Annotated in this window: 26 protein-coding genes; 12 read left to right on the plus strand and 14 right to left on the minus strand. The window is 31.9% G+C overall.

The annotated features are described in order from the left end of the window. The first annotated feature begins 43 nt into the window (after positions 1 to 43). The 7 genes from ACOQOS_RS02380 to ACOQOS_RS02410 all read left to right on the plus strand — a co-directional run bounded on the left by ACOQOS_RS02380 (position 44) and on the right by ACOQOS_RS02410 (position 6168). Positions 44 to 523 (plus strand): Lrp/AsnC family transcriptional regulator, encoded by a 480-nt coding sequence (locus tag ACOQOS_RS02380; protein ID WP_046756778.1) that lies wholly within the window; start codon positions 44 to 46, stop codon positions 521 to 523. An 89-nt stretch (positions 524 to 612) separates the two neighbouring features. Beyond that, positions 613 to 3201 (plus strand): phosphoenolpyruvate carboxylase, encoded by a 2589-nt coding sequence (locus ACOQOS_RS02385; RefSeq protein WP_420573360.1) that lies wholly within the window; start codon positions 613 to 615, stop codon positions 3199 to 3201. A 326-nt stretch (positions 3202 to 3527) separates the two neighbouring features. Then, complete coding sequence (locus ACOQOS_RS02390) at positions 3528 to 4208, plus strand: helix-turn-helix transcriptional regulator (RefSeq protein WP_420573361.1); 681 nt, start codon at positions 3528 to 3530, stop codon at positions 4206 to 4208. A gap of 69 nt (positions 4209 to 4277) precedes the next feature. Then, positions 4278 to 4667 carry a hypothetical protein gene (locus tag ACOQOS_RS02395; RefSeq protein WP_420573362.1) on the plus strand — a complete coding sequence of 130 codons (390 nt, stop codon included), beginning with the start codon at positions 4278 to 4280 and terminating at the stop codon, positions 4665 to 4667. Positions 4668 to 4674: 7 nt separating this feature from the next. Then, on the plus strand, positions 4675 to 5139 hold the full coding sequence (locus tag ACOQOS_RS02400) for a DUF6194 family protein (protein WP_420573363.1): 465 nt from the start codon (positions 4675 to 4677) through the stop codon (positions 5137 to 5139). Between the two features lie 187 nt (positions 5140 to 5326). Beyond that, a complete protein-coding gene (locus ACOQOS_RS02405) occupies positions 5327 to 5743 on the plus strand; it encodes a hypothetical protein (protein ID WP_420573364.1) in 417 nt (138 codons plus the stop codon). 35 nt (positions 5744 to 5778) lie between these two features. Continuing rightward, the gene (locus ACOQOS_RS02410) at positions 5779 to 6168 is read left to right on the plus strand and encodes an NTF2 fold immunity protein (protein WP_420573365.1); all 390 of its coding nucleotides are present in this window, start codon (positions 5779 to 5781) and stop codon (positions 6166 to 6168) included. Positions 6169 to 6222: 54 nt separating this feature from the next. Here ACOQOS_RS02410 and ACOQOS_RS02415 read toward each other — a convergent pair whose 3' ends face one another. Both ACOQOS_RS02415 and ACOQOS_RS02420 read right to left on the minus strand, forming a co-directional pair. Beyond that, a complete protein-coding gene (locus ACOQOS_RS02415; protein WP_420573366.1) occupies positions 6223 to 8481 on the minus strand; it encodes an ATP-binding protein in 2259 nt (752 codons plus the stop codon). A 265-nt stretch (positions 8482 to 8746) separates the two neighbouring features. Then, a complete protein-coding gene (locus ACOQOS_RS02420; protein ID WP_420573367.1) occupies positions 8747 to 9610 on the minus strand; it encodes an AraC family transcriptional regulator in 864 nt (287 codons plus the stop codon). A gap of 94 nt (positions 9611 to 9704) precedes the next feature. Between ACOQOS_RS02420 and ACOQOS_RS02425 the strand changes: the two genes are divergently transcribed. Both ACOQOS_RS02425 and ACOQOS_RS02430 read left to right on the plus strand, forming a co-directional pair. Next, complete coding sequence (locus tag ACOQOS_RS02425; protein WP_420573368.1) at positions 9705 to 10058, plus strand: DUF983 domain-containing protein; 354 nt, start codon at positions 9705 to 9707, stop codon at positions 10056 to 10058. Positions 10059 to 10155: 97 nt separating this feature from the next. After that, complete coding sequence (locus ACOQOS_RS02430) at positions 10156 to 10668, plus strand: DinB family protein (protein ID WP_420573369.1); 513 nt, start codon at positions 10156 to 10158, stop codon at positions 10666 to 10668. A gap of 2 nt (positions 10669 to 10670) precedes the next feature. Here the strand turns inward: ACOQOS_RS02430 and ACOQOS_RS02435 are convergent, their stop codons facing one another. Both ACOQOS_RS02435 and aroB read right to left on the minus strand, forming a co-directional pair. Then, positions 10671 to 10949 (minus strand): hypothetical protein, encoded by a 279-nt coding sequence (locus ACOQOS_RS02435; protein WP_420573370.1) that lies wholly within the window; start codon positions 10947 to 10949, stop codon positions 10671 to 10673. Positions 10950 to 11083: 134 nt separating this feature from the next. Beyond that, positions 11084 to 12151, minus strand: a complete 1068-nt coding sequence (gene aroB, locus ACOQOS_RS02440) for a 3-dehydroquinate synthase (protein WP_420573371.1) — start codon at positions 12149 to 12151, stop codon at positions 11084 to 11086. A gap of 98 nt (positions 12152 to 12249) precedes the next feature. On the opposite strand from aroB, the gene ACOQOS_RS02445 reads away from it, so the two are divergent. Together ACOQOS_RS02445 and ACOQOS_RS02450 are read left to right on the plus strand one after the other, a co-directional pair. Continuing rightward, positions 12250 to 13416, plus strand: a complete 1167-nt coding sequence (locus ACOQOS_RS02445; RefSeq protein ID WP_420575123.1) for a proline dehydrogenase family protein — start codon at positions 12250 to 12252, stop codon at positions 13414 to 13416. Positions 13417 to 13508: 92 nt separating this feature from the next. Beyond that, complete coding sequence (locus tag ACOQOS_RS02450) at positions 13509 to 16310, plus strand: M16 family metallopeptidase (RefSeq protein WP_420573372.1); 2802 nt, start codon at positions 13509 to 13511, stop codon at positions 16308 to 16310. A gap of 3 nt (positions 16311 to 16313) precedes the next feature. On the opposite strand, the gene ACOQOS_RS02455 is transcribed toward ACOQOS_RS02450, so the two are convergent. The 10 genes from ACOQOS_RS02455 to ACOQOS_RS02500 form a co-directional block, all read right to left on the minus strand. After that, positions 16314 to 16703 carry a hypothetical protein gene (locus ACOQOS_RS02455; protein WP_420573373.1) on the minus strand — a complete coding sequence of 130 codons (390 nt, stop codon included), beginning with the start codon at positions 16701 to 16703 and terminating at the stop codon, positions 16314 to 16316. A gap of 1 nt (position 16704) precedes the next feature. After that, positions 16705 to 17904, minus strand: a complete 1200-nt coding sequence (locus tag ACOQOS_RS02460) for an alanine dehydrogenase (RefSeq protein WP_420573374.1) — start codon at positions 17902 to 17904, stop codon at positions 16705 to 16707. 57 nt (positions 17905 to 17961) lie between these two features. Beyond that, the gene (locus ACOQOS_RS02465) at positions 17962 to 18294 is read right to left on the minus strand and encodes a hypothetical protein (protein ID WP_420573375.1); all 333 of its coding nucleotides are present in this window, start codon (positions 18292 to 18294) and stop codon (positions 17962 to 17964) included. A gap of 142 nt (positions 18295 to 18436) precedes the next feature. Continuing rightward, on the minus strand, positions 18437 to 18589 hold the full coding sequence (locus ACOQOS_RS02470) for a hypothetical protein (protein WP_420573376.1): 153 nt from the start codon (positions 18587 to 18589) through the stop codon (positions 18437 to 18439). Between the two features lie 184 nt (positions 18590 to 18773). Then, the gene (locus tag ACOQOS_RS02475; protein ID WP_420573377.1) at positions 18774 to 19298 is read right to left on the minus strand and encodes a hypothetical protein; all 525 of its coding nucleotides are present in this window, start codon (positions 19296 to 19298) and stop codon (positions 18774 to 18776) included. Then, positions 19261 to 19413: a hypothetical protein gene (locus ACOQOS_RS02480; protein ID WP_420573378.1), complete on the minus strand. Its 153-nt coding sequence runs from the start codon at positions 19411 to 19413 to the stop codon at positions 19261 to 19263. Before ACOQOS_RS02480 ends, ACOQOS_RS02475 begins: the two co-directional genes overlap by 38 nt. Before the next feature lie 159 nt (positions 19414 to 19572). Further along, the gene (locus tag ACOQOS_RS02485) at positions 19573 to 19815 is read right to left on the minus strand and encodes a hypothetical protein (RefSeq protein ID WP_420573379.1); all 243 of its coding nucleotides are present in this window, start codon (positions 19813 to 19815) and stop codon (positions 19573 to 19575) included. Between the two features lie 268 nt (positions 19816 to 20083). Beyond that, positions 20084 to 20242 (minus strand): hypothetical protein, encoded by a 159-nt coding sequence (locus ACOQOS_RS02490; RefSeq protein ID WP_420573380.1) that lies wholly within the window; start codon positions 20240 to 20242, stop codon positions 20084 to 20086. 216 nt (positions 20243 to 20458) lie between these two features. Beyond that, positions 20459 to 20866 carry a tRNA (adenosine(37)-N6)-threonylcarbamoyltransferase complex ATPase subunit type 1 TsaE gene (tsaE, locus tag ACOQOS_RS02495; RefSeq protein WP_420573381.1) on the minus strand — a complete coding sequence of 136 codons (408 nt, stop codon included), beginning with the start codon at positions 20864 to 20866 and terminating at the stop codon, positions 20459 to 20461. An 88-nt stretch (positions 20867 to 20954) separates the two neighbouring features. Continuing rightward, complete coding sequence (locus ACOQOS_RS02500; RefSeq protein WP_420573382.1) at positions 20955 to 22502, minus strand: response regulator; 1548 nt, start codon at positions 22500 to 22502, stop codon at positions 20955 to 20957. Between the two features lie 89 nt (positions 22503 to 22591). On the opposite strand from ACOQOS_RS02500, the gene ACOQOS_RS02505 reads away from it, so the two are divergent. Beyond that, positions 22592 to 23821 carry an HD domain-containing protein gene (locus ACOQOS_RS02505; protein ID WP_420573383.1) on the plus strand — a complete coding sequence of 410 codons (1230 nt, stop codon included), beginning with the start codon at positions 22592 to 22594 and terminating at the stop codon, positions 23819 to 23821. The last annotated feature ends 11 nt before the right edge of the window (positions 23822 to 23832 follow it).

Raw genomic sequence — 23832 nt, forward strand, 5'->3', positions numbered from 1 at the left:
TTGGTTTTTTTGCATTATCTTTAAAAAATAATATAAGATAATCATGGCAAAATTTAGATTAGATGAAGTGGATCATCAGATATTGGACATGCTGATTGAGAATACAAGAATTCCATTTACAGACATCGCAAAAAAATTATTAATCTCTGCAGGAACAGTTCACGTTCGTGTAAAAAAATTGGAAGAAGCTGGTATTATTAGAGGTTCTTCTTTAACATTAGACTACCAAAAACTTGGGTATTCGTTTATAGCATATGTTGGTATTTTCTTAGAGAAAACATCACAAACAAAATTTGTGTTAAACAGAATCCACGAAATACCATATATCACGGTTGCACACATCACTACAGGAAAATTCAATATTTTCTGTAAAGTGCGTGCTAAAAACACGAAACACGCAAAGGATATTATCTTTATGATTGATGACATTGAAGGTGTTTCTCGAACGGAAACCATGATTTCATTAGAAGAAAGCATCAATGATAAAAACCGCTTGATGCATTCAATTTTTAATGATTTATAGGAAAAAACGAAAAGATATAGCATTTGAAACCCTTGCACTTTTCGTGTAAGGGTTTTTTTATTACAAAACCATTATAACATATTAAACTCATGTCTCGCAAACCTAAATTAGAACGCTTTAAAGAAAATGTAGCTTCCAAATATCAGATTTACAATAGTATTTTTATGACATTACCCTTTGATGGAATCTCAAATACGGGCGTTTTATTGCCTTTGTTTAGTGAGATTTGTGAAAAAGAGTATGCGCTCGATAAAAATCCTTCAGAAATAGTAAGCAAGTTTTTTGAGCGTTATGTAGAACAAGGAACTTCAGAAGAAGAAAAAATAAATTTACTGTTTCGTTTTATTCAATATATTGAACGTCAGGTAGTTTTGTTTGACGCTGTAGAAGATGCTGCCTTCCCAATTGTAAACAATATGGACGGACGTGGAACACTACGAAACATCAAAGAAGAAGCGCAAGAGAAGCAAAAAATAAGCGAATTGAAAGCGTATTTGGAGCATTTTAAAATTCGTCCAGTGTTAACAGCGCATCCAACGCAATTCTATCCTGGGCAGGTCTTAGGAATCATTACGGATTTAGCGGAAGCGATAGAGAAAGACGATTTATTAACGATTAAAAAACTATTAGCGCAACTTGGAAAAACTCCTTTCTTTAAAAAGGAAAAACCAACGCCATATGATGAAGCGGTAAGTTTAATTTGGTATTTAGAAAACGTTTTTTATCATGCTGCAGGAAAAATATATAACTACATACAGCAAAATATCTTTAAAGATGAAGAATTAAGTAATCAGGTAATTGATTTAGGTTTTTGGCCAGGTGGCGATCGTGATGGAAATCCGTTTGTAACTACCGAAATTACTTTGAAAGTTGCAGAGCGCTTGCGTAGTACGATTTTATTAAACTATTATAGAGACATTCGTAAGCTAAAGCGTAGACTTACATTTGATGGTGTAGAAAAGCGCTTAGCACGTTTAGAACGTATGTTGTATGACAATGTGTATTTGTTAAAAGAAGACGGAATGCTGTCTTTGACTGCTTTTGAAGAAGAATTAAAAGCAATTAGGCAAACTGTTGTAGAAAAGCATCAGTCGTTGTTTAGCGTTGAAATAGATGATTTAATTAATAAAGTGAAGCTATTTGGATATCATTTTGCGATGTTAGACATACGTCAAGATTCTAGAGTGCATCAAGGTGTATTTGAAAACATTGTAGATGTAATGAAAAGTAGAGGAGAAGCGCTATTTCCAATTGAGTACGCGAATGCTTCAGAAGCAGAAAAAATAGAAGTATTGACGCATATCGACAAAATGATTGAAGCTAATTACTTTGAGAATGAAATCACAAATGCTACAATTTCGTCAATTTATGCAATGAAAACGATTCAAAGTCGCAACGGAGAACGTGGTGCAAACCGTTATATCATTAGTAACAATCAGTCGGCATTACATGTAATGGAAGCATTTACAATGTTGCGCTTGTGTGATTGGAAACAACCAGATGTTGATGTATCTCCGTTATTTGAAACAGTTCCTGATTTGCAAGCTGCACAAAGTGTGATGCGTACATTGTATACAAATGAAGCGTATGCAGCGCATTTAAAGCGTAGAGGAAATAAGCAGTACATCATGTTAGGTTTCTCAGATGGAACGAAAGATGGCGGTTATTTAATGGCGAATTGGAGTATTTTTAAAGCTAAAGAAGAACTGACAGCAATTTCTCGTGAATTCGGAATCAAAGTGATCTTTTTCGATGGGCGTGGTGGACCGCCAGCACGTGGTGGTGGAAAAACACATCAGTTTTATGCGTCGTTAGGAAATACGGTAGAAGATGAAGAAATACAATTAACCGTACAAGGACAAACGATTAGTTCAAACTTTGGAACTTTAGAATCGTGTCAATATAACTTAGAGCAACTGTTAAGTTCAGGGATCTCAAATGAAATATTTTCAAGCACTAAGGCTGAATTTTCATCTGAAGATAAAAAAACAATGGAAGCTTTGGCATCTATCAGTTATGAAACCTATGTAGCGTTTAAAAAACATCCAAGATTTTTAACATATTTGGAACGAATGAGTACGTTAAAATACTATGCAAAAACAAACATAGGAAGTCGTCCTTCAAAGCGTTCAAAATCTAAAGAGTTCAATTTCTCAGACTTACGAGCAATTCCTTTTGTAGGTAGTTGGAGTCAATTGAAACAAAACGTTCCAGGATTCTACGGAGTCGGAACTGCATTAGAACATATGGAGAAAAGTGGACAATTTGAAGCCGTAGAAAAACTATATAAGAATTCTTCATTTTTCCGCACATTGCTTGAAAACAGTATGATGAGCTTAACGAAGTCATTCTTTAAGTTAACTGCTTATATGAAAGGTAATGAGGAATTCGGCGAGTTTTGGACGATTATTTTCGAGGAATACGAACGTACCAAACGTATGTTATTAAAGCTGACAGGTTATAGTGAACTCATGGAAAATCAACAAGAAGGAAAAGCGTCTATTCATGCTCGTGAAAAGATTGTATTGCCTTTATTGACAATTCAACAATATGCTTTACGTAAAATTCAGGAATTACAAAAAGATCCAAATGCAGATGAAAACGAACTCAAAACCTTTGAAAAAATGGTGACACGTTCGTTATTTGGAAATATCAATGCAAGTCGAAATTCTGCGTAGTTCAGGTTTAAGAAATTACGATAATAAAATTAAGATTCAGGACTCTTTTGTGTTTCACAATGAGCTCTGAATCTTTTTTATAATTAGTAGTATAGATGAATATGTTATCAAATGCAATAAAAAAAGAGTTACTGTTAATTTTATAAAAACACATTATTATCATTAAGTTAGCTCTTGTCTATGGAAGCAATCAAATATTGAATTTGGTATTTCCAACATACAAGATGAATGTAAAATATTATATTTAACCAAGTTGTAAAAACGAAAGATAGTGTTTGTTAGCTGTCTTACGTATATTATATTAATCGTTATGTTTAATTTGAAAAATGAATAGACTTACCCGAATTACTTCTATATTGATACATTTACAATCAAAAAAGGTTGTTACGGCCAAAGAAATTGCAGAGCGATTTGAAGTGAGTTTACGTACTATTTACCGTGATATTAGAGTGTTGGAAGAGGCAGGTGTTCCTATTGGATCAGAAAATGGAGTTGGGTATTTTATTGTTGATGGTTATTCATTACCTCCAATAATGATAACACAGGAAGAAGCAAATGCTTTGGTGGTTTCAGAAAAACTAATTTTAAATCAAGGAGATGTTTCATTAATAAAAGACTATAGTTCTTTTTTGATAAAAATAAAAGCTGTACTCAAAAGCTTCCAAAAAGAGAAAATAATTGAACTCGAAAATAAAATAGGTCCATCTGTTAAAAAAGAAAAAATGAAAAGTAATTGGTTGTCTTCTGTTCAAAAAGCAATTACTAATAATAATGTGTTAAGCATTAATTATCATTCTATTTATAAAGACGAAGAAACTAAACGTGATATAGAACCTTTAGGTATCTATTTTACAGAAAACGCATGGGTTTTAGTGGCATTCTGTCGTTTAAGAAATGAACTTAGAGAGTTTAGATTAGATAGAATTTCTAGATTAATAAATACACTTCAGTCCTTTGATTATCAGTCTGGTTTCAGTCTCAGTTCCTATTTTAGTAAATTTTCTTAAGTATAGTTGACATAGGGTTGTCATTCTTACCTTTTAGTTTTGTTTCATAAAATTTTAAAACATAATTATATGAGACATTTATTAATTGGTATTGTTGCCATACTATTAATTAGCTGCAATACTAAAGATAAAACAAACCTGAATGAACAAAATAAAAAAGTAGGGACAATTGAATTGGTTATTTTCGATACTTATCCTCAATATTCCAAAGAAGAGGTAATAGCAGCTGCAAAAGCACTAAATCCAATAGTAGAAAAATTTGATGGTTATATAGGTAGGAAATTAGCAATTGATAAAGATGGTAAATGGACAGATATTGTTTACTGGACAGACTTGAAATCAGCGGAACATGCTGCGCAAGAAGTTATGAAAAGTGAAACTTGTCAAAAATTCTTTGGAATGATAAAAGAAGAAAGTATGCAATTTATGCATCTTGAACCTGTGATTAGTGTAGAGTAAGTAAGTTATGACTAAAAATGAAATAATTGAAAAAGTTCAAGAAAAATTTGAAGGACTTGTTCTAAATAAGAATTGGGGAGAAATAGGACTTTTTTATAACCCAGAAAATAAATTAAGTAAAGGAGTGTATTTGTTAACTTTTAAAGAAAAAGATGGAGCAAATGATAAAGCGTCAAATGTTGATAGAGAAGGAGTGTTTAGACTTAATTTAGGAATTTCAAAAGAAACTTTTATAAAAATGTTCGGAGAAACACCAAAAAGACCAAAAGCAGGGAAAACAATAAATATGGAATATGATTTTACTGAATTGAACACGATAATTCCACATCCTGTTTATGGTTGGATGAGCTGGATTTGTGTATTGAATCCGTCCAAAAAAACTTTTGAAAAATTGATGTTATTAATTGAAGAAGGATATAACCTGGCTGTAAAGAAATATGAAAAGAAAATAATTAAACATAGCAATAAGTAGAAAGAATGCTGTTTTTCAAAGATATAGAGATACTTTTGCTATACATTCACTAAATATAAAATTAGCTTCATATTATTTTTTTGCGTGTCGTTCGTAAATCACTTAGGTTTGCTAAAAGAGATGTTGTTGGTAAGAGTTGTACTATGCTGAAAAAACTAAAATTAAAACTAACTATTAATTATAAATCATGACAAAAATAATCGTAGAACGTTGTTTGCAAAAACCAGGATTAATCACTGCAGGAAAAACTTTTCACCTAATTTCAGATGAAAATGGACTTTACATAATTTATTTAGGTAAATGGTTGTCAGGATATACAAATGCATCAAATTTAGAATCCTTGATTTTGTCCAATCAAGACAAGAAAAATGCAGCCATTCATGAGCAAGTGATTTCAGATATTGAAGAAAAAGGTGTAGAAAAAGTTGTTGAAAATAAAAATTGTGCATTGGTTACTAAAAATGATGTGATTTCAATTAGTTTAAAGAATATTGAATACATGCCTTCTTTGGTAATTAAAGCAAAAAACTTCAAAGGAACACTTCGATTCTGGGATTCAGAAAATAAGGAAAACTTAAAAGAAATCTATAGTCAACTTTCTTAATAGGTTTAAAAATCTAACTAGTCAAAATTCAAACGATGAAGAAATTTAAAACCATAATTATTTTGTTGACAACAGTTTTGACTAGTTTAATCTCGTTTGGACAAGAAACAGAACGTTCAAAAATAACAGAAAAGGAAGCGAGAGTTATTCTTCAAGAAAGTTTGTCAGACGCTACTAGTCACAATGTGATTGGTTTAAAACCGCTCTTAGTAAAAGAGGAAAAAGCAATTGATTTTGCGGAACGAGTTCTTTGGGATATTTATGGCAAAAAGAATATTGAGATACAAAAACCTTACAATGTTTTTCTAATTGATGAATATTGGTTTTTGAGTGGAACTTTGCCTAAAGAAATGATAGGAGGAACATTTACAATAATAATAGATTCTAGAAATTATAGAGTTATACGGCTAACACATTCAAGATAAACGATATTTTTTTGAGTAAGAAGCGTGTTTTTAAAAGCAAAAGCGTATTAAAACCTACTTTAAATTAGCAGCAATTGTTTTTTTGAATAAATCTATGTCGTAAGGCTTTAAAATAATATCATTCATGCCGCATTCGAAAATTTGATTTTTTTGCTCTTCTATATCTACGGCAGTAAGTGCAATGATAGGAATCGTAGTATTAAACTGCCTTATGTCTTTTGTGGCTTCAATACCATTTTTTACAGGCATATTAATATCCATTAATACTAAATCGAATGTAGACTGCCTAACTGCTTCTACTGCTTTTTCTCCATCTTCAGCGATAGAACAGATAACTCCTTCACTATCTAAAATACGTTTTGTAACGGTTTGATTGATACGATTATCTTCTACAATGAGTACTTTTTTGAATTCTAGTTGTTTAAAATCTAAAATAGGAGATATATTCTGTTCCACAGTTTCGTTGGAAATATGCATGCTCATCGTAAAAGTAAATGTACTCCCTTTTCCGAGTTCGCTTTCTACAGTAATAGTTCCGTTGGCTTGTTCTATTAATTTTTTAACGATTGGCAAACCTAAACCAGTACCTTGATAAGCAGAAGAAGCTGGATCTATTTGAGCAAACTCATTAAAAATATGAGTCAATTTCGCCTTCTCAATACCAGGTCCGGTATCTTTAACGGTAAATTTCAACTTTGCAATAGCGTCTTTGATTTCTAATAACTCTACTATGATATCAATCTTTCCTTTTTCCGTAAACTTACAAGCATTACCTATTAGGTTCATAAGTATTTGAGACAGCCTTACTTGATTGCACTTTAACAACAAAGGAACGTCTTCATGTAGTGTTACGTTAATTTCGTTCTCATGTTGCAGTGTGATATATTCAAAAGAAGAAACTATTCTAGATGTTAATGTCTTTAAGTTAAACGTACTATCTTCTTCGACAAAGTTTTTATTTTCAATCTTATTAATATGAAGTAAATCGTTAACAAGCGTAAGTAAATAATTCGCTGAAAACTTTAATGATTTTAAATCTTTTTCATGTTTTTTTAAGTCTTCATTTTCAAGTAAAATAGAACTTAAACCAATGACGCCGTACAATGGAGTTCGTAACTCATGGCTTACAGTAGCAAAAAACTTAGTCTTTGTTTTTGCAAATTCTTCACTTTCTTTTTTGGCGGTTAAATATTGCTTATTCTTAATTTTTAAATCTTCGACTAGTACCTTTCTTCTTTTGCTAGAAACGTATGTTATGACTAATATTAAAATCAAAAAAGCAACAGTGGCTATGGAGAGTATAAAAAAAATATTTCTGCGTTCTGCTTGTTCTACCAAAAGTTCTTTTTCTAGTTCATTAGTCTTAATCTGATTTTTATAACGTTCTACATTTAACTTTGCATTTACGGCATCAATAATATTTTTTGCTTCGCTTTCTTCTTTTCCTTCCTCATACACTTTAAGTATCTTGTTGATCTCATAAAACTTTTTATAGTCTTTTTTCAGTTCTAAAGCTTCTCTGTAACCTGTATAGCCTTCAACTAAAGCTTCTGTAAAATTAGTATTCTCACAAAGTGCAATTGTTTTTTTAAAGTTTTCTATGGCTTCTTCAGGTTTATTGAGTAGTAAAAACTTTCTTCCAACATTATGAAAATGACTTGCTTGAAAATGAGGTGGATTTCCAATTAAATTTAAATAATAAGCTGTCTTTTGTATATGATAATCACTACGATTAGGGTTGTTGTTTTCATTAAATGCTCGCGCTAAATTATGATGAAATATAAATAGGCGAGTTGTATCTTTTAAACGTTCTGCAATTTTGATACTTTCTTCGTATATACTTATGGTTTTACTTTGATAGCCTTCCATATAGTAATAAACATTTGCCAAATTCCCTTTTGATTTTAAAATAAGAGAACTGTCATTTGTTTTTTCGGCATACGCTAAAGATTTTAAAAACAGTCTCTTAGCTTTTAAGCTATCTTTAACTTTAATCAGAGTATTACCAACAACTCCTCTAGTATCGTGAATATGATTAGGGTTATTGCTCTTTGCGGCTAAAGCCAAACCTTTATCAGCATAAATTAAAATTGGGGCATAATTAGCTTTGTAATGTTCTTCACTCATTAACTCAATCATCGCATCTACATGTGTAGTAATTTCAGCCTTTGTAGAATCTTGAGATATTTTAGGCAATGCGTCTAGTATAGAATTAAGATTGTTTGAATTAGAATCTACATTTTGTGTTTGCCCTTGCAAATGTAGATGGAAGCAGTATATAATTAGAATTAATGCTCGTATAGGTAGTTTCATGCCAATATCGGTAGGTTGGGACTAACAATATACATATTTTCTATGAAACCATTATCTTTTTACATCACAAGTAATTCTTTAAAAGACTGTGACATAAAATTTTTTAACTTGAAAAGCTTACTTGTTCGCGCTAGTCTATTTAAAATTTTTAAGTGTGGGTAATATGATTTCTGAATTGCTCTAATGAGTTGTATTCTTGATAAAAATATTATTCATTAGCGTAAAGTGTTTATGTTTGAGAAAACTGAAGTAAAGCAAAGTGTATTTAAAAATCTAACCTTCTAAACTCAGAAGGTGTCTGATTTGTTTTTTGTTTAAACAATCTTGAAAAGTAGGAGTAGTCTTCATATCCAAGATGATTTGCAATTTCGTTCACAGATAAATCAGGAGTGAGTAGCATTCGTTTGGCTTCTAAAATGATTCTATCAGTAATGACAATTGTTGCCGTTTTTTGTAAAGTTTCTTTGCAAATACGATTTAAATGTTTCAATGTGATATTTAAATTAGAAGCATAAAAGGATGGCTTCTTTTCGTGTTTGTAAAACTGTTCAAGTAATACTTCAAAACTGCGTAAAATAGTATGGGAACGCTTGATTTGCAGTTGTGTAGGAGTGATGTAGTGACGTGATAATTCAATATAAATTAAATCCAATAAATTCAATACAGCATGTTCTCCAAAAAGTGCTTTTGAAGTGTATTCGGTTAAAATAGTTTCGAAAAAAGAAGAGATAACTTGTATCTGTTTTTTATTTAAAATTAGTTTAGGAGTATTGTATGTAGAAAAATAAAATGGATAATCATTAATTTGTTTATGTCTGAAATGTATATTATAAAATTCTTTAGAATGGAATAAAATATAACCATCAATATCTTTAGATAAATCCCAATGATGCATGTGTCCGGGTTGCAATACAAAAACGCTTCCTGCGGAAATTTCGAAAGTATTAAAATCAACAACATGTGTTCCTGAACCTTTGGTAAATATAACTAACAAGTGAAAATCGTGTCTGTGTGGTTTCTCAATAAACGGATGTGTTCGCAAATGTTCTTTAAAACGATTACAATACAAATGTTTGCTCGTTTCTGCTTCTTGAAATTGAGAAATATTATAAACAGGTAGTAATTTCATTTTTCTTAAAATGTCTTTTTTGTGCTATAAAAAGCGAAAATACAAACTTTATGATAATTGCTTGATATTTAATTTTGTATAAAAATTAGAAATCATGGGAAGTGCAATACAAAACATCTGCTTAGGAACTTGTCCAAACTGTAACAAAGGAAAGATTTTCGAGAAAAAAGGATTGTTGTACAAGATGAGAATGCCAAAAATGCATACCAATTGTACGGTTTGTGGATACAAGTTTGAAAAGGAACCAGGATATTTTTATGGAGCTATGTACGTAAGTTATATGCTAACAGTAGGAGAAGCAATAGGTTTGTACTTTATATTATCTTATATTTTTGGTTTTGGTGATAATTTTCAAATCTTCTTGATAATTGCTGCTGCTATGATTGGATTGTCTTTTTTTAACATGCGAATTTCTAGAACAATTTGGATTCACTTGTTTAAAAATTGAATTTCTTGCGACTAAGGTGTCAAATCAAATTTTACAAGAAGCAGAATTAGTAGTATATTCAGCATCCAAAAAAATACAAATCGTAAATAAAAATACCATGATACCATTTCCAGAAACCAAAGAATACAATCCGTATTTTGATCAATACATTCAATATATAAAAGGAAAAGATGTATTAGTTGCTCTTTCTGAAGGAGTAGCGGAAGTAAACGAACTTGTAGCTTCGTTAACGGAAGATCAGTTAAAAAGTGCGTATGCTGAAGGAAAATGGACAATCAAAGAAGTGTTACAACACATAATGGACACGGAACGCATATTTTGTAACAGAGCGTTGCGGTTTGCACGAAATGATAAAACAGATTTACCAGGTTTTGAACAAGATGATTATGTGCCGTTTTCGGGAGCGAATGAAAGAAATAGCATGGAGTTGTTACGAGAATACAATGCTATTCGCCAAGCGACCATCACTTTATTTCAAGGATTTTCAGATGAAATGCTAGCTAGAGTTGGCGTAGCAAGCGGAAATGAAATGTCTGTTCGTGCGCTTGCTTACATTGCAGCTGGACACGAAAAACATCATGTAAAAGTGATTAATGAACGCTATTTATAGTATTACTCTTCAGAAAAATCATTTAAAGGTTCATCTGGAACAATCTCTTCAATAACGGGAGAAGTACTGTCTATATTTGTCATTGAGTAATGCAATTTACTGCTAACTTTAACTAAATATATTGTGTCTTTAGTTTGGACTTCTACAGCTTCAATAGTGTTGTTGTGATGATCGTCAAATACTATAATGTCTCGATCTCTGTAACCGCCAGGATAACGTTCTTGTAATAGTTGGAGAATTTCTGGCGTAACTTTTTTGTAATCTATGATAGCTTTTTTCATAGGAATAATCGTTTAAAATTAATACTACGGTCATAGGTAAATAGCGGGAATCTCTTGCCAATAAGATAATACTAAAAATACAACTATTTTTTTTGAAAAGAAAAAATTACTGTCAGATTACTGTATTTTTTATGTTAAGAATTGTAAAACTGAAAAGCGTCTATGATGGTCTTGTTGTCAACAATTTTATCTAATACTGGTGACCCAATATCTTTTAATAAGACAAAATTGATATTTCCGTGTGAATTTTTCTTGTCATACTTCATTAAATCAATAATGGATTCATAATCAGAAGTGTTAAATTCAACTTTTCCGTACATATCTAGAATAACTTGCTTTATTTCGCTGAGTTTTTCGCTTGGAAATCCTTCCTGTTTGTTAGAAATATAGCAAGCAAGAACCATTCCTACTGCAATTGCTTCTCCGTGTAGTAATGATGCTTTAGTTTCATGTGTCAGCAAATAAGATTCGATTGCGTGACCTAGCGTATGCCCAAAGTTTAATATTTTACGAAGTCCATGTTCTTTTGGATCTTCTGTAACAACATTATTTTTAATTTCAACAGACTTATAAATCAATCCGTCCAAATCATCTGTAGTTGCGTTAGAAAGATCAATCATTTTTTTCCAGTAAGCTTCATCGTGAATCAATCCGTGTTTCAACATTTCTGCTAAACCGCTGCGCATTTCATTTGCAGGTAAAGTTGTTAAAAAAGAAGTGTCAATCAATACCATTTCAGGAATATTAATCACACCAATCTGATTCTTTAAAGTTCCTAAATCAACACCGGTTTTTCCTCCAACAGAAGCATCAACCATTGCCAATAAAGTAGTTGGAACATTAATATAGGAAACTCCGCGCTTAAATGTAGAAGCCACGAATCCGCCAAGGTCAGTAACTACGCCACCACCAACATTAATAATCAAACTTTTTCTATCGGCATTAAGTTCTGAAAGTACATTCCAAACGCCTGTACAAGTTTCAATATTCTTATGAATCTCTCCTGCGAGAATTTCTATAACTTCAATAGGTGTTTCTGTTTGCAAATTCCCCATAAAATACGGTAAACACTGCGCGTGCGTATGTTCATCTACCAAGATGAAAATCTTAGAATAATTAGCACTTTCTAGATGTTCGTGAAGATTTGTGTAACAATTTGTATTAAAATGGACGAAATAATTCGCTGCCTGAATAGAATTCATAATCTGTAAAAAACTAGTATTGACAGCAAAATAAAGCCTTTTTTAAACAAAAAAATAATAATTCAATAACTATATTTGTGAAAGTAATTATTTATAAAATGGATCCTATTTTTGACAACACAGAGAATGCTTTTGCTTTAAAAACAGATTCTCAGCTTGAAAGAGCATACTTTTTATTTAAATTAATCGCAAATCAACCGCTAGTTCGTATCGGAACTGCAGTCACTAATTTTGCTATAAAAGCGCATTTGCCAGTAGAAAGCTTGATTAGAGCTACTGTTTTCGATCATTTCTGTGGAGGAACTACAGAAGAAGAATGTCTTCCTGTGGTGGACAAAATGTTTGAAAAAGGTGTGTGTAGCGTACTTGATTATTCTGTAGAAGGAAAACAAGAAGAAGCGCAGTTTGATGCAACACTAGAAAAAATCTTAAAAATTCTAAACTTTGTAAAAGAAAAAGACGCCATTCCGTTTGCAGTTTTCAAACCAACTGGATTTGGTAGAATTGATTTGTATGAAAAAGTTGGGAATCAAGAAACATTAACTGCTGAAGAGGAAGAAGAGTGGGAAAGAGTGTTGCTTCGTTTTGATACAGTATGCAAAAAAGCACACGACATGGATGTAGCTTTGTTGATTGATGGTGAAGAAAGTTGGATGCAAGATGCTGCAGATGACATTGTAGCTGACATGATGCGAAAATACAACAAGGAGAAAGCAATTGTTTACAACACATTGCAAATGTATCGTTGGGATCGATTAGATTACTTAAAACAACTTCACATAGACGCCAAGGCACAAGGTTTTCATGTTGGAATGAAGCTAGTGCGAGGAGCTTACATGGAAAAAGAAAATAACAGAGCTAAAGAACAAGGATATACTTCTCCTATTTGTATATCTAAACAAGCTACTGATGAAAACTTTGATGCAGGAGTTTCATATATGTTAGACCATTTGGATTGTATGGCAGTTTTTGCAGGTACGCACAATGAAGAAAGCTCATATAAAGTAGCTAAAATCATGAAAGAAAAGCAAGTTGCTAATAATGACAAGCGTGTATGGTTTGGTCAGTTATATGGAATGAGTGATCATATCAGTTTTAATTTAGCAAATGTTGGGTATAATGTAGCAAAATACTTACCTTTTGGTCCCGTAAGAGATGTGATGCCTTATTTAATTAGAAGAGCAGAAGAAAATACATCTGTTGCAGGACAAACTTCAAGGGAATTAAGTTTGCTAAAACAAGAGAAGAAAAGAAGGAAACTGTAGTTGCTTAGTTGTATTTTCAATCACCAATCAATAACCTAAAAATAACCATGAAAACCAATTACTTTAACCGGCTATTATTCGCTTTCTGTGCGATGGTAATAGTGTCATGTGAAAAAAATGAAGCAGAGAAAACACAAGAAACTACGTCTAAGTTTTCATTAGAATATGAGAAGTTTACACTTGATAATGGTTTAGAAGTAGTTTTACATGAAGATCATTCAGATCCTATGGTGGCAGTGGCTACATTAATGCATGTAGGTTCTAATAGGGAAAAACCTGGAAAAACAGGTTTTGCACACTTTTTTGAACACATGGCATTCAATGATTCTGAAAATGTACCAAGAGGTTCTAACAGAAAAGTAATTCCAGAATGGGGTGGAAGCCGAAATGGAGGAACATGGTCTGATGGAACAATTTATTACGAAGTAGTGCCAAAAGATGCTTTTGAAAAAATCTTATGGATTGATTCTGATCGATTGGGTTATATGATTAATACAGTAACCACTGAAGCTTTAGAACGTGAAAAACAAGTAGTAAAAAACGAAAAACGTCAAAACTATGATAATGTTCCTTATGGTTTTACTTCAGAAATAATAAGAGCAAATTTATATCCTAAAGATCATCCTTACAATTGGACAGTAATTGGTTCCTTGCCAGATTTACAAGCTGCTACACTAGAAGATGTAAAAGAATTCTACAACACATATTATGGTCCAAACAATGCAACTTTGGTGATTGCAGGTGATATTGATATTTCAGAAACGAAGAAAGCTGTAAAAAAATGGTTTGGCGAAATAAAAAGAGGAAATGAAGTTGCTGATTTAAAACCGATGCCAGTAACATTAGCTGAGACGAAGTCATTATATTTTGAAGATAACTTTGCAAAACTTCCTGAACTACGTGTGGTTTTTCCAACGGTAGAAATGTTTCATAAAGATCAATATGCTTTAGATATTTTAGGGCAAATGCTCAGCGGAAGCAAAAAATCTCCTCTCTATAAAGAAATTGTAACGGATAAAAAACTAGCGCCTAGAGTTTCTTCATACAATTCTAGTAGCGAGTTGGCGGGAGAATTTACATTTAGAATCAGAGCAAATGCAGGAATTGATTTGAATTTGGTAAAAGAAGCTTTAGACAATGGATTGAAAAACTTTGAAGAAAACTTTGATGAAGCACAGTTGACTCGTATCAAAGCGCAGCAAGAAGTTCAATTGTATTTTGGTACTGAATCTGTAATGAATAAAGCGTTTGCTTTGGCAAATGGAAATGTGTATGCGAAAGATCCTGCGCATGTTATCAAAGAAGCTGAGTATACCAATAAAGTAACGAAAGATGATGTAATTCGTGTCTATAACAAATACATAAAAGGGAAAAACTATGTAATGACTTCATTTGTACCAAAAGGACAAACGGATTTAGTGATGAAAAATGCTGATAAAGCAGAAGTATATCAGGAAGAAATTGTTCAGGGGAAAGCTAATGAAGAAGTAGGGCAAGGAGCTGAAGCGCAATATGAAAAAACAGTAACAAAACACGACCGATCTGAACCAGAATTTGGAGAATTACCTTTGTTTAAATCTCCAGAAATTTGGAAAAGTCAATTGGCAAATGGAATTAACGTGTATGGAATTGAAAATAATGAAGTGCCATTAGTTTCTTTTTCAATTACGATAGATGGAGGGCATTATTTAGATCCGGAAGGAAAAGCTGGTTTGGCTACCTTATTAGGAAGATTGATGAAAGAAGGAACAGCATCCAAAACTTCATCAGAGTTAGAAGAAGCAATTGAATTACTTGGAGCTACTATTAATATTGGAACTAGAGATGAAAGTATGGTGATTTCTGGAAGTTGTTTGTCTAAAAACTTTGAAGAAACAATTGCGTTAGTAGAAGAAATTCTATTAAATCCACGTTGGGATGAATCAGAGTACAAACGATTAAAAAAAGAACTCTTAACTAGCTTAAAAGGAAGAGAAGCAAATCCAAGAACTATTGCTTATCAGTCATTTAGAAAACTAATTTATGGTGAAAAACATATTTTAGGACTTCCAATTATTGGTACTACGGAAACGATTTCAACGTTTTCATTAGATGATTTAAAAGAATTTTACAATAAAAACATATCAGCAAGTCTTGCAAATATTCATGTTGTTGGCGCTGTAAAAGAATCAAATGCGTTGAAAGCGCTTGATAATCTTGGGAAAAATTGGGAATCAAAAGTAGTAGCAATGCCTTCTTATTCATTGCCTAAGCAAGATAAAGCAGGAAAGTTATTCTTTATTGATTTTCCAGGAGCAAAGCAATCTGTGATTTATGCAGGAAAATTAGCGATCTCTGAAGGCGATCCGATGTATAATAATTTAGAATATACAAATCAAATTCTGGGCGGAGGATCTAGCGGACGATTGTTTCAAACCTTGCGTATTGAAAAAGGATATACATATGGAGCCTATTCGTATGTGCAAAGTTTAAAGGAAAAAGCACCTTTTGTAGTTCAAACAAGTGTACGTGCAAATGCAACATTACCATCTTTAAAAATTATTGAAAATTTAGTTGGTGATTATGCTAAAGATTTTAACGAAGCTGAAGTAGCAATTACAAAGAATAAAATCTTGAAAAGTAGTGCAAAAGATTACGAAAGTTTAAATGATAAATTAGCTATTCTTAGACAGATAAGTAGATATAATAAGAAGTTTGATTATTTGGAAACTGAGCAAAAAGAGCTTGTAGATATGACATTAGATGATTTTCAAAATATCATCAAAGATCATATTCAAGAATCAGATATGTTTTATTTAGTTGTTGGTGATAAAGAAACGCAACTAAAAGAAGTAAGTCAATTCGGAAAAGGCGAAGCTGTGGAATTAGATATTTACGGGAATTTAAAGAAGTAAACTCTAATTATCAACCACTTGAATCGTTTTAATAATAGCTGTGCTGTCGCAATTATGTACCGTTAATTCAATTTCTTTATTTCGAAGCATTCCTTCAATAACATATAATTTGCAAGAATCAACTTTGGCTTTACTTCTTGAAAAATCGACATCTCCATATTTAAGAATATTTGAAATTTCGGCGGTATCGATCTCTTTATTATCAATCAATTGACGTATTTGAGGAGAAAACATACGATTTTTAATACGAATATTTTTTAAGGTACGAGCGTTTGGTAGGTAGTCAAACTCACATTTCACTCCACGACCACGAATTAAAAAAGCAAAAATCACCAATCCTATCGCAACGCCGCCTAAATAAAATCCAATACGTCTTAAAAGACTACTATTCATACTAAAAAATTAATAAATTTATATCTCTGTACGGTAAATCAAACCAATCTGCTACTGATTTATTTGTTAAAACGCCGTGGTAAAAGTACAACCCATTTTTCAATCCTTTGTCAAAACGCAAAGAATTTTCTAATCCGCCATCTTCTGCAATTTTTAAAAGATACGGAGTGAATATGTTACTAATTGATACTGAGGCTGTTCTGGAGTATCTTGCTGGGATGTTAGGAACGCAATAATGAATTACGCCATGCTTTGTAAACGTTGGCTTGTCATGAGAAGTAATCTCGCTAGTTTCAATGCATCCGCCCATATCAATGCTCACATCAATAATGACAGCTCCTTTTTTCATATGCTCTACCATGGTTTCTGTTACCAAAATTGGAGAACGGTTTTTGCCACGTACAGCACCAATTAAAACATCGCAACGTTTTAGGGCTTTCAGTAAATTCTTTGGCTGAATTGTAGAAGTGTACACAGGTCTTCCTAAACTGGTTTGTATGCAACGAAGTTTTGTAATAGAATTATCAAAAACTTTAATATTAGCACCAAGTCCAAGAGCAGAACGTGCTGCAAATTCTCCAACGGTTCCTGCACCAATAATAACAACTTCAGCAGGCGGAACTCCACTGATATTTCCAAGCATCAATCCGTTTCCTTCATTTACATTTGCCATAATTTCTGAAGCGATTAGTACAGAAGAAGTTCCTGCAATTTCACTCAAAGATCGTACAGCAGGATACGTTCCATCATCATCTTTTATATACTCAAAAGCAAGTGCGGTAACTCGTTTACTGGCTAAAGCTTCAAAATACTTTTTAGAGCGTGTTTTTATTTGTAGTGCTGAAATTAAAATCGTTTGTGGATTCAATAGTTTTAATTCATCTAAAGTTGGTGGTTCAACTTTAAGAATAATAGGGCAGGAGAATACTTTTTGAGTATCATTTGTAATTTCTGCGCCAGCTTCAGTATATTCTTTATCTAAAAAATTAGCTTCTTTTCCGGCGCAACTTTCTATCAAAACACGATGTCCGTGTGCAACGATGGCTGCAACGGCGTCTGGAGTTAGGCAAACTCGTTTCTCTTGATACGATGTTTCTTTAGGAATTCCTATAAATAACTCCTTCTTACTTTTTATAATTTCCAGCGTTTCTTCTTGTGGAAGTAATTGTTGTTTGGTGAAAGGTGATAAAGATTCTGCCATGAAGCATTACTATTGATTAAAACATGAAGTTACAAATAAAAATGAAGTAAAAAAATACTATTTGTTTCCTTCTAGCATTTCTTTTTCTTTTCGTTCGTATTCAGCGAGTTCAGCGTCCATTTTTGCTAAATCAATTCCATATACGTATTTGTCAAATAGCTTAATTCTAATGAAATATACAATAGGAATAATGATCATCATTATAGGGATCACATAATAAATCTCAACTTCGTCAATATATTTCTTTTCATTATTTATGGTTTCGTCATTTATTACATTTAGTATTTGAAATGCATACATGGCAATCGGTATTAATATGACATGATACCACCAATCTCTTGAAGTAAAAAACCATAGAATGAGTAGAAAAAATGGAACAATTTTTTGCATTAATAGCCATCCAAATAAATTAACATTTTCTTGATAGTTACTTTTAAATGTAAAAAAAGGAGTCTCCCAGATATTAGTTTCAGGGAGACTTTGATATGAATAAAATATATATGGTGATATTGCTACAAGTACAGCAACGATACTACTCGTGACTAGGCTTTTTGATTTTTTGTGGGTCAATTGTTTGTTCTGTTTCGTATGGATTGTCTTCATCAGCAATACTGTCTGGGTTACAAGATACAAATAATATTGTTGAAAAAGCGGCTAGTAAGTAAAAGTAAAATTTAGTTTTCATCTGATTAATTTAGGTTATTTAGTTTAACGATGGGGCAAACTTATGTAATAACCAACTAATTATCAGAAAAATAGGTATATATATTTTCTGCGTACTTTTGCTAGTTTTGGGTATAACTAGCAAAAGTCGTAGAATTTGGTATTTTTTGTATTTTTTACGTAAGTATTTTCGCGAATATACGTAATTATTTAATTTTTAATTTATTTTCAACTTCTTTTTCTTTTCTATTGTACTCGTCCAATTCAGCTTCTATTTTCTTTAGATCTATACCTAGAACTAATCTGTCATATAGTCGTAGTCTTAGTATGTATACAATTGGGGCTATCACCATTAGAACTACTATAACCCAAATACTTTCATTCTCGTCAATCATTTTTGATGTCTTATTTAAAACTGTAAATAACTGAAAGGCGTATAGTGTAATAGGTACTAATATTATGTGATACCACCAATGCTTACATGTTATAAACCAAAAGATCATAAGATATAACGGAACTAGCTTGCCTACATAAATCCAAACAGCTACATCTAAACTTGAAAATCCATTTTTAGTTAAAGTAAAAAAAGGAGTTTCCCATTTTTCACCTTGCGGAGCAGCTAAATATGAATAAGCAATAAATGGAGAGATAGCTATGAGTATAACAATTAGGGTGTCAAAAAAAATTTTTTTCTTAACCGATATCCCCTTTTTTGAATTTTCCTCTGTCAATTCCTTGTTCTGTTTCGTATGGGTTGTCTTCATCAGCAATGCTATCTGGATTACAAGATACAAATAAAATTGATGATACGGCTGCTAATAGGTAAAGGTAGAATTTAGTTTTCATTTTAATTTAGATTATTTAGTTTAACGATGGGTCAAACTTATTGATTATCCAAATCTTACCTTTAAAAAAAGCATAATATATTTTCTACGTATTTTTGCTAGTTTTACTTAATTTTAACAAAATACGTAGAAAATAGTATATTATTTTATTTCAATGAACTTATTGTTTTTGAGTTTCTGAGACTAAATTTTGTTGTTCTTTTTCTTTACGTTTATATTCTTCTAATTCAGCATCAATTTTTTTCAAGTCAATCCCATATACTAGTTTATCCATTAACCTTATCCTTATAAAATACACAAATGGTATAATGATCATCATGATTGGTATTAGCCAATAAATTTCAACTACATCTAAAATACTTGATTTGTTTTCTATAGCTCCAAATAATTGGAATCCGAACATAAACATTGGTATTAGAATTACATGGTACCACCATTTATTGCATGTAAAAAACCAAATAATCATTAATAAAAGAGGTATTGCTTTATTTAGTACGACCCATATAAAGGTTTTGACTTCTATGTAGTTTCTACTATCTATAGTGAAAAAAGCAGTCTCCCATTTATCTGCTTCGGGAGCATATTCATATAATTGAAATAAATATGGGGTTATAGCTATTAATAAAGCAACAATTGTATTAAAAACAATATTTGAATGGAATTTAGTTTTCTTAGTTTCCGATCTGACCTGGTCTTCTAACTTTTTCTCTGTCGATTCCTTCTTCTGTTTGGTATGGGTTATCTTCGTCTGCAATGCTATCTGGGTTACAAGACACAAATGTTACTGATGCTAATACTACTGCTGCGAATACATAATTTCTTAATTTCATTTTGTTTTAGGTTTTAGTTTTACGATGATGCAAACTTATCCATTTAACCAAATGATTTTTAGGAAATTACCATATTTTATTTTCTATGTATTTTTATCAATTTTTCTCTTTTTTAGTATTTATAAGAATTTTCATTCAATATACTACAAAAGTCATTTATTTGTCAGTCTTTTCGGTTTATTCTTAGGTTATAGTTATCGTTTTTCGCTAAAGTGCTCAATTTTTTAGGTGAATTGAACGTAATTGCTCATTAATCTTTTTGATGTTCACCTCTGTAATCTCTTCTGGTAGCAAATTTTGAATGCGTTCAGGCCATTCTATAAAGCACCAAGCATCACTGTATAAGTAATCTTCAATGCCAATGTCATAGGCTTCAACTTCGTCTTCCATTCGGTAACAATCAAAATGATATAGCACGTCATTGGTGGTGTGATATTCATTTACAATTGAAAACGTCGGACTACTAGTAAGTTCATTTACACCTAATTGCTTTGCCAAAACTTTTATAAGTGTTGTTTTTCCAACGCCCATTTCACCATGAAAAGCAATTATTTTGTGTTTAGATTGCGTTAAAATAGCCGTAGCTATCTCATCAATTTGCGAGAGATTATATTCTTTTTGCACAAGTATTTTATTTTTGAGGCTTTTTCCCAAATGTACAAAAAATCTCCAAAAGCTTATAAAATCACTTGTTGAGCGCCTGTTTATGATATTATTTTGGCGATAAAACGGCAAACGGAATAATCATTTCTTCTAAAGATACACCACCATGTTGGTAGGTATTTCTGTAATAACTTACATAATGATTGTAATTATTTGGATAAGCGAAGAATAAATCTGTCTTTGCAAAAATGAATGAACTACTCATGTTAATTGCTGGTAAATGAATGGTTCTCGGATCTTTAGCAGCTAATACATCTTTTTGCTCATATGTTAAGCTTCTTCCAGTTTTATAACGTAAGTTTAAACTTGTGTTTTTATCTCCAACTACTTTTGATGGATGTTTTACGTTAATGGTTCCGTGATCGGTCGTAATGATTAATTTAAAACCTAAACGTTGCGATTGCTGAATGATATCCAATAAAGGTGAGTTTTTAAACCAACTTTGCGTCAAAGAACGATAGGCTTTGTCATTAGAAGCCAATTCTTTTACTACTTCCATCTCTGTTTTGGCATGTGAGAGCATGTCTACGAAGTTGTACACAACAACGGTTAAGTCATTGTCTTTTTGAGATTTAAAGTTATCTGCGAGCTTTCTACCGCCTTTTAAGCTGGTAATTTTATGATATTCATGCTTGATATTAAGGCCTAAACGCTTTAGTTGTGCTTTTAAGAAATCGTCTTCATGTAAATTCTTTCCACCTTCATCAGTGTCATTCTTCCAATACTCTGGATGTAATTTTTCCATATCAGAAGGCATCAAGCCAGAAAAGATAGCATTTCTAGCATATTGCGTTGCTGTTGGTAAAATACTTACAAACGGAATCTCTTTTTCTTTTTTATAATGTGTATTTACAATAGGTTCAAAAGCTTTCCATTGATCGTAACGTAAATTATCAACTACGACAAGCAATGTTGGTTGTGCTTTGCTGATTTCAGGAACTACTAATTCTCTAAATAATGTATGTGACATAATTGGCGCATCTTCATTACCAAACCAATCAGGATAATTTTTATCAATGAATTTTCCGAATTGCACATTAGCTTCATTTTTTTGAGATTCAAGGATTTCAAACATTCCTGTATCTTCAATGTCTTCCAATTGTAATTCCCAATAAATTAACTTTTGGTATAACTCAATCCATTCATCAATCGAGTTTACCATTGCCATATCCATAGCGATTTTACGAAACTCTTGCTGATAATTGGAAGTAGTTTTCTCAGAAACCAATCGAGAATGGTCTAAATTCTTCTTCAAACTCAATAAAATCTGATTCGGATTTACAGGTTTTATCAAATAATCAGCAATTTTAGAACCAATCGCTTCTTCCATAATATATTCTTCCTCACTTTTAGTAATCATTACTACAGGAAGGTTATTCTGTTTGGCTTTTAATTCAGAAAGTGTTTCAATTCCTGTCAAACCAGGCATATTTTCATCTAAAAACACAATATCATAACGGTCTTCATCAATCATTTCAATTGCTTCTGTTCCGCTTGTGCAAGTAGTTACATTGTAATTTTTTTTCTCCAAAAAGAGAATATGAGGTTTTAATAAATCAATTTCATCATCAACCCAAAGAATCTTGAATGCGCTCATGTATATCTTTATTTAGTAAATTATTAGTAAGGTGTGTTATTAATGTACTTATATTTGTGCTTATTGAAAAACGTATAAAAACTTACAAGTTGAATACTAGAAATAAGCTTAAAATCTTAAACGACCCAATTTACGGATTTATTACAATTCCCAATCCGCTCATTTTCGACTTGATCGAACATAAATATTTTCAGCGCTTGCGCAGAATTTCACAAATGGGAATGTCATATTTGGTATATCCTGGAGCGCATCACACACGTTTTCATCATGCGTTAGGTTGTATGCATTTAATGCAAAAAGCAATACAAGTACTTTGTTTTAAAGGTGTTGTCATTTCTGAAGAAGAAAAACAAGCATTACTTATTGCGATATTATTACACGATATTGGTCACGGACCTTTTTCGCATGCCATGGAGCATAGTATTGTAAATAGCGTACATCATGAAGAGATTTCGTTGTTGTTGATGGAGCAATTAAATAAAGAATTTAACGGAAGTTTAACGCTTGCTATCGAAATATTCAAAGGAAATTATCCAAGAAAATTCATGTATCAACTCATTTCTGGTCAAATTGATATGGATAGAGCCGATTATTTGAAACGTGATAGTTTTTATACAGGTGTTGCCGAAGGAAACATTAATTCAGAACGAATTATCACCATGTTAAGTGTGGTAAATGACGAATTAGTTATTGAAGAAAAAGGAATTTATTCGGTTGAAAAATTCTTGGTTGCAAGACGATTAATGTATTGGCAAGTATATCTGCACAAAACAAGTTTAGTTGCAGAACAATTGTTAATCAGAGTGTTGAAACGAGCAAAAGAACTCGTATTGCAAGGTACAAAACTTCAAGCAAGTGCAGCTTTATCTTTCTTTATTGAAAACGAAATATCTAGTAAAGATTTCAACTACGAAGTATTAGATCGATTTGCTAAGTTGGATGATTACGATATTGTTTCTGCCATGAAAGAATGGATGAATGAAGATGATTTTGTATTGTCGAATCTCTGTAAAATGATTATCAATCGTGATTTGTTGCAAATTAAAATCAAAAACAAAAAGATTTCAAACAAGAAACTCCTGAGTGAAACACAAAATTTGATCGAAAAACACAACTTAAGTGAAGCAGAAGCAGCATACTTTGTGTTTTCGGGCGAAATATCCAATCAAGCATACAAGACGACGAGTCAAAACATACATATCTTAATGAAGTCAGGAAAAATACAAGATGTTGTCAAGGCTTCCGATCAATTAAACCTTAAAGCACTCTCAAAACCAGTAACAAAATATTATATATGTTACCCAAAAGATAAACTTTAGGAGTTTTTTTA

The sequence above is a fragment of the Kordia sp. genome (genome assembly GCF_965224175.1).
Taxonomy (GTDB): Bacteria; Bacteroidota; Bacteroidia; order Flavobacteriales; family Flavobacteriaceae; genus Kordia.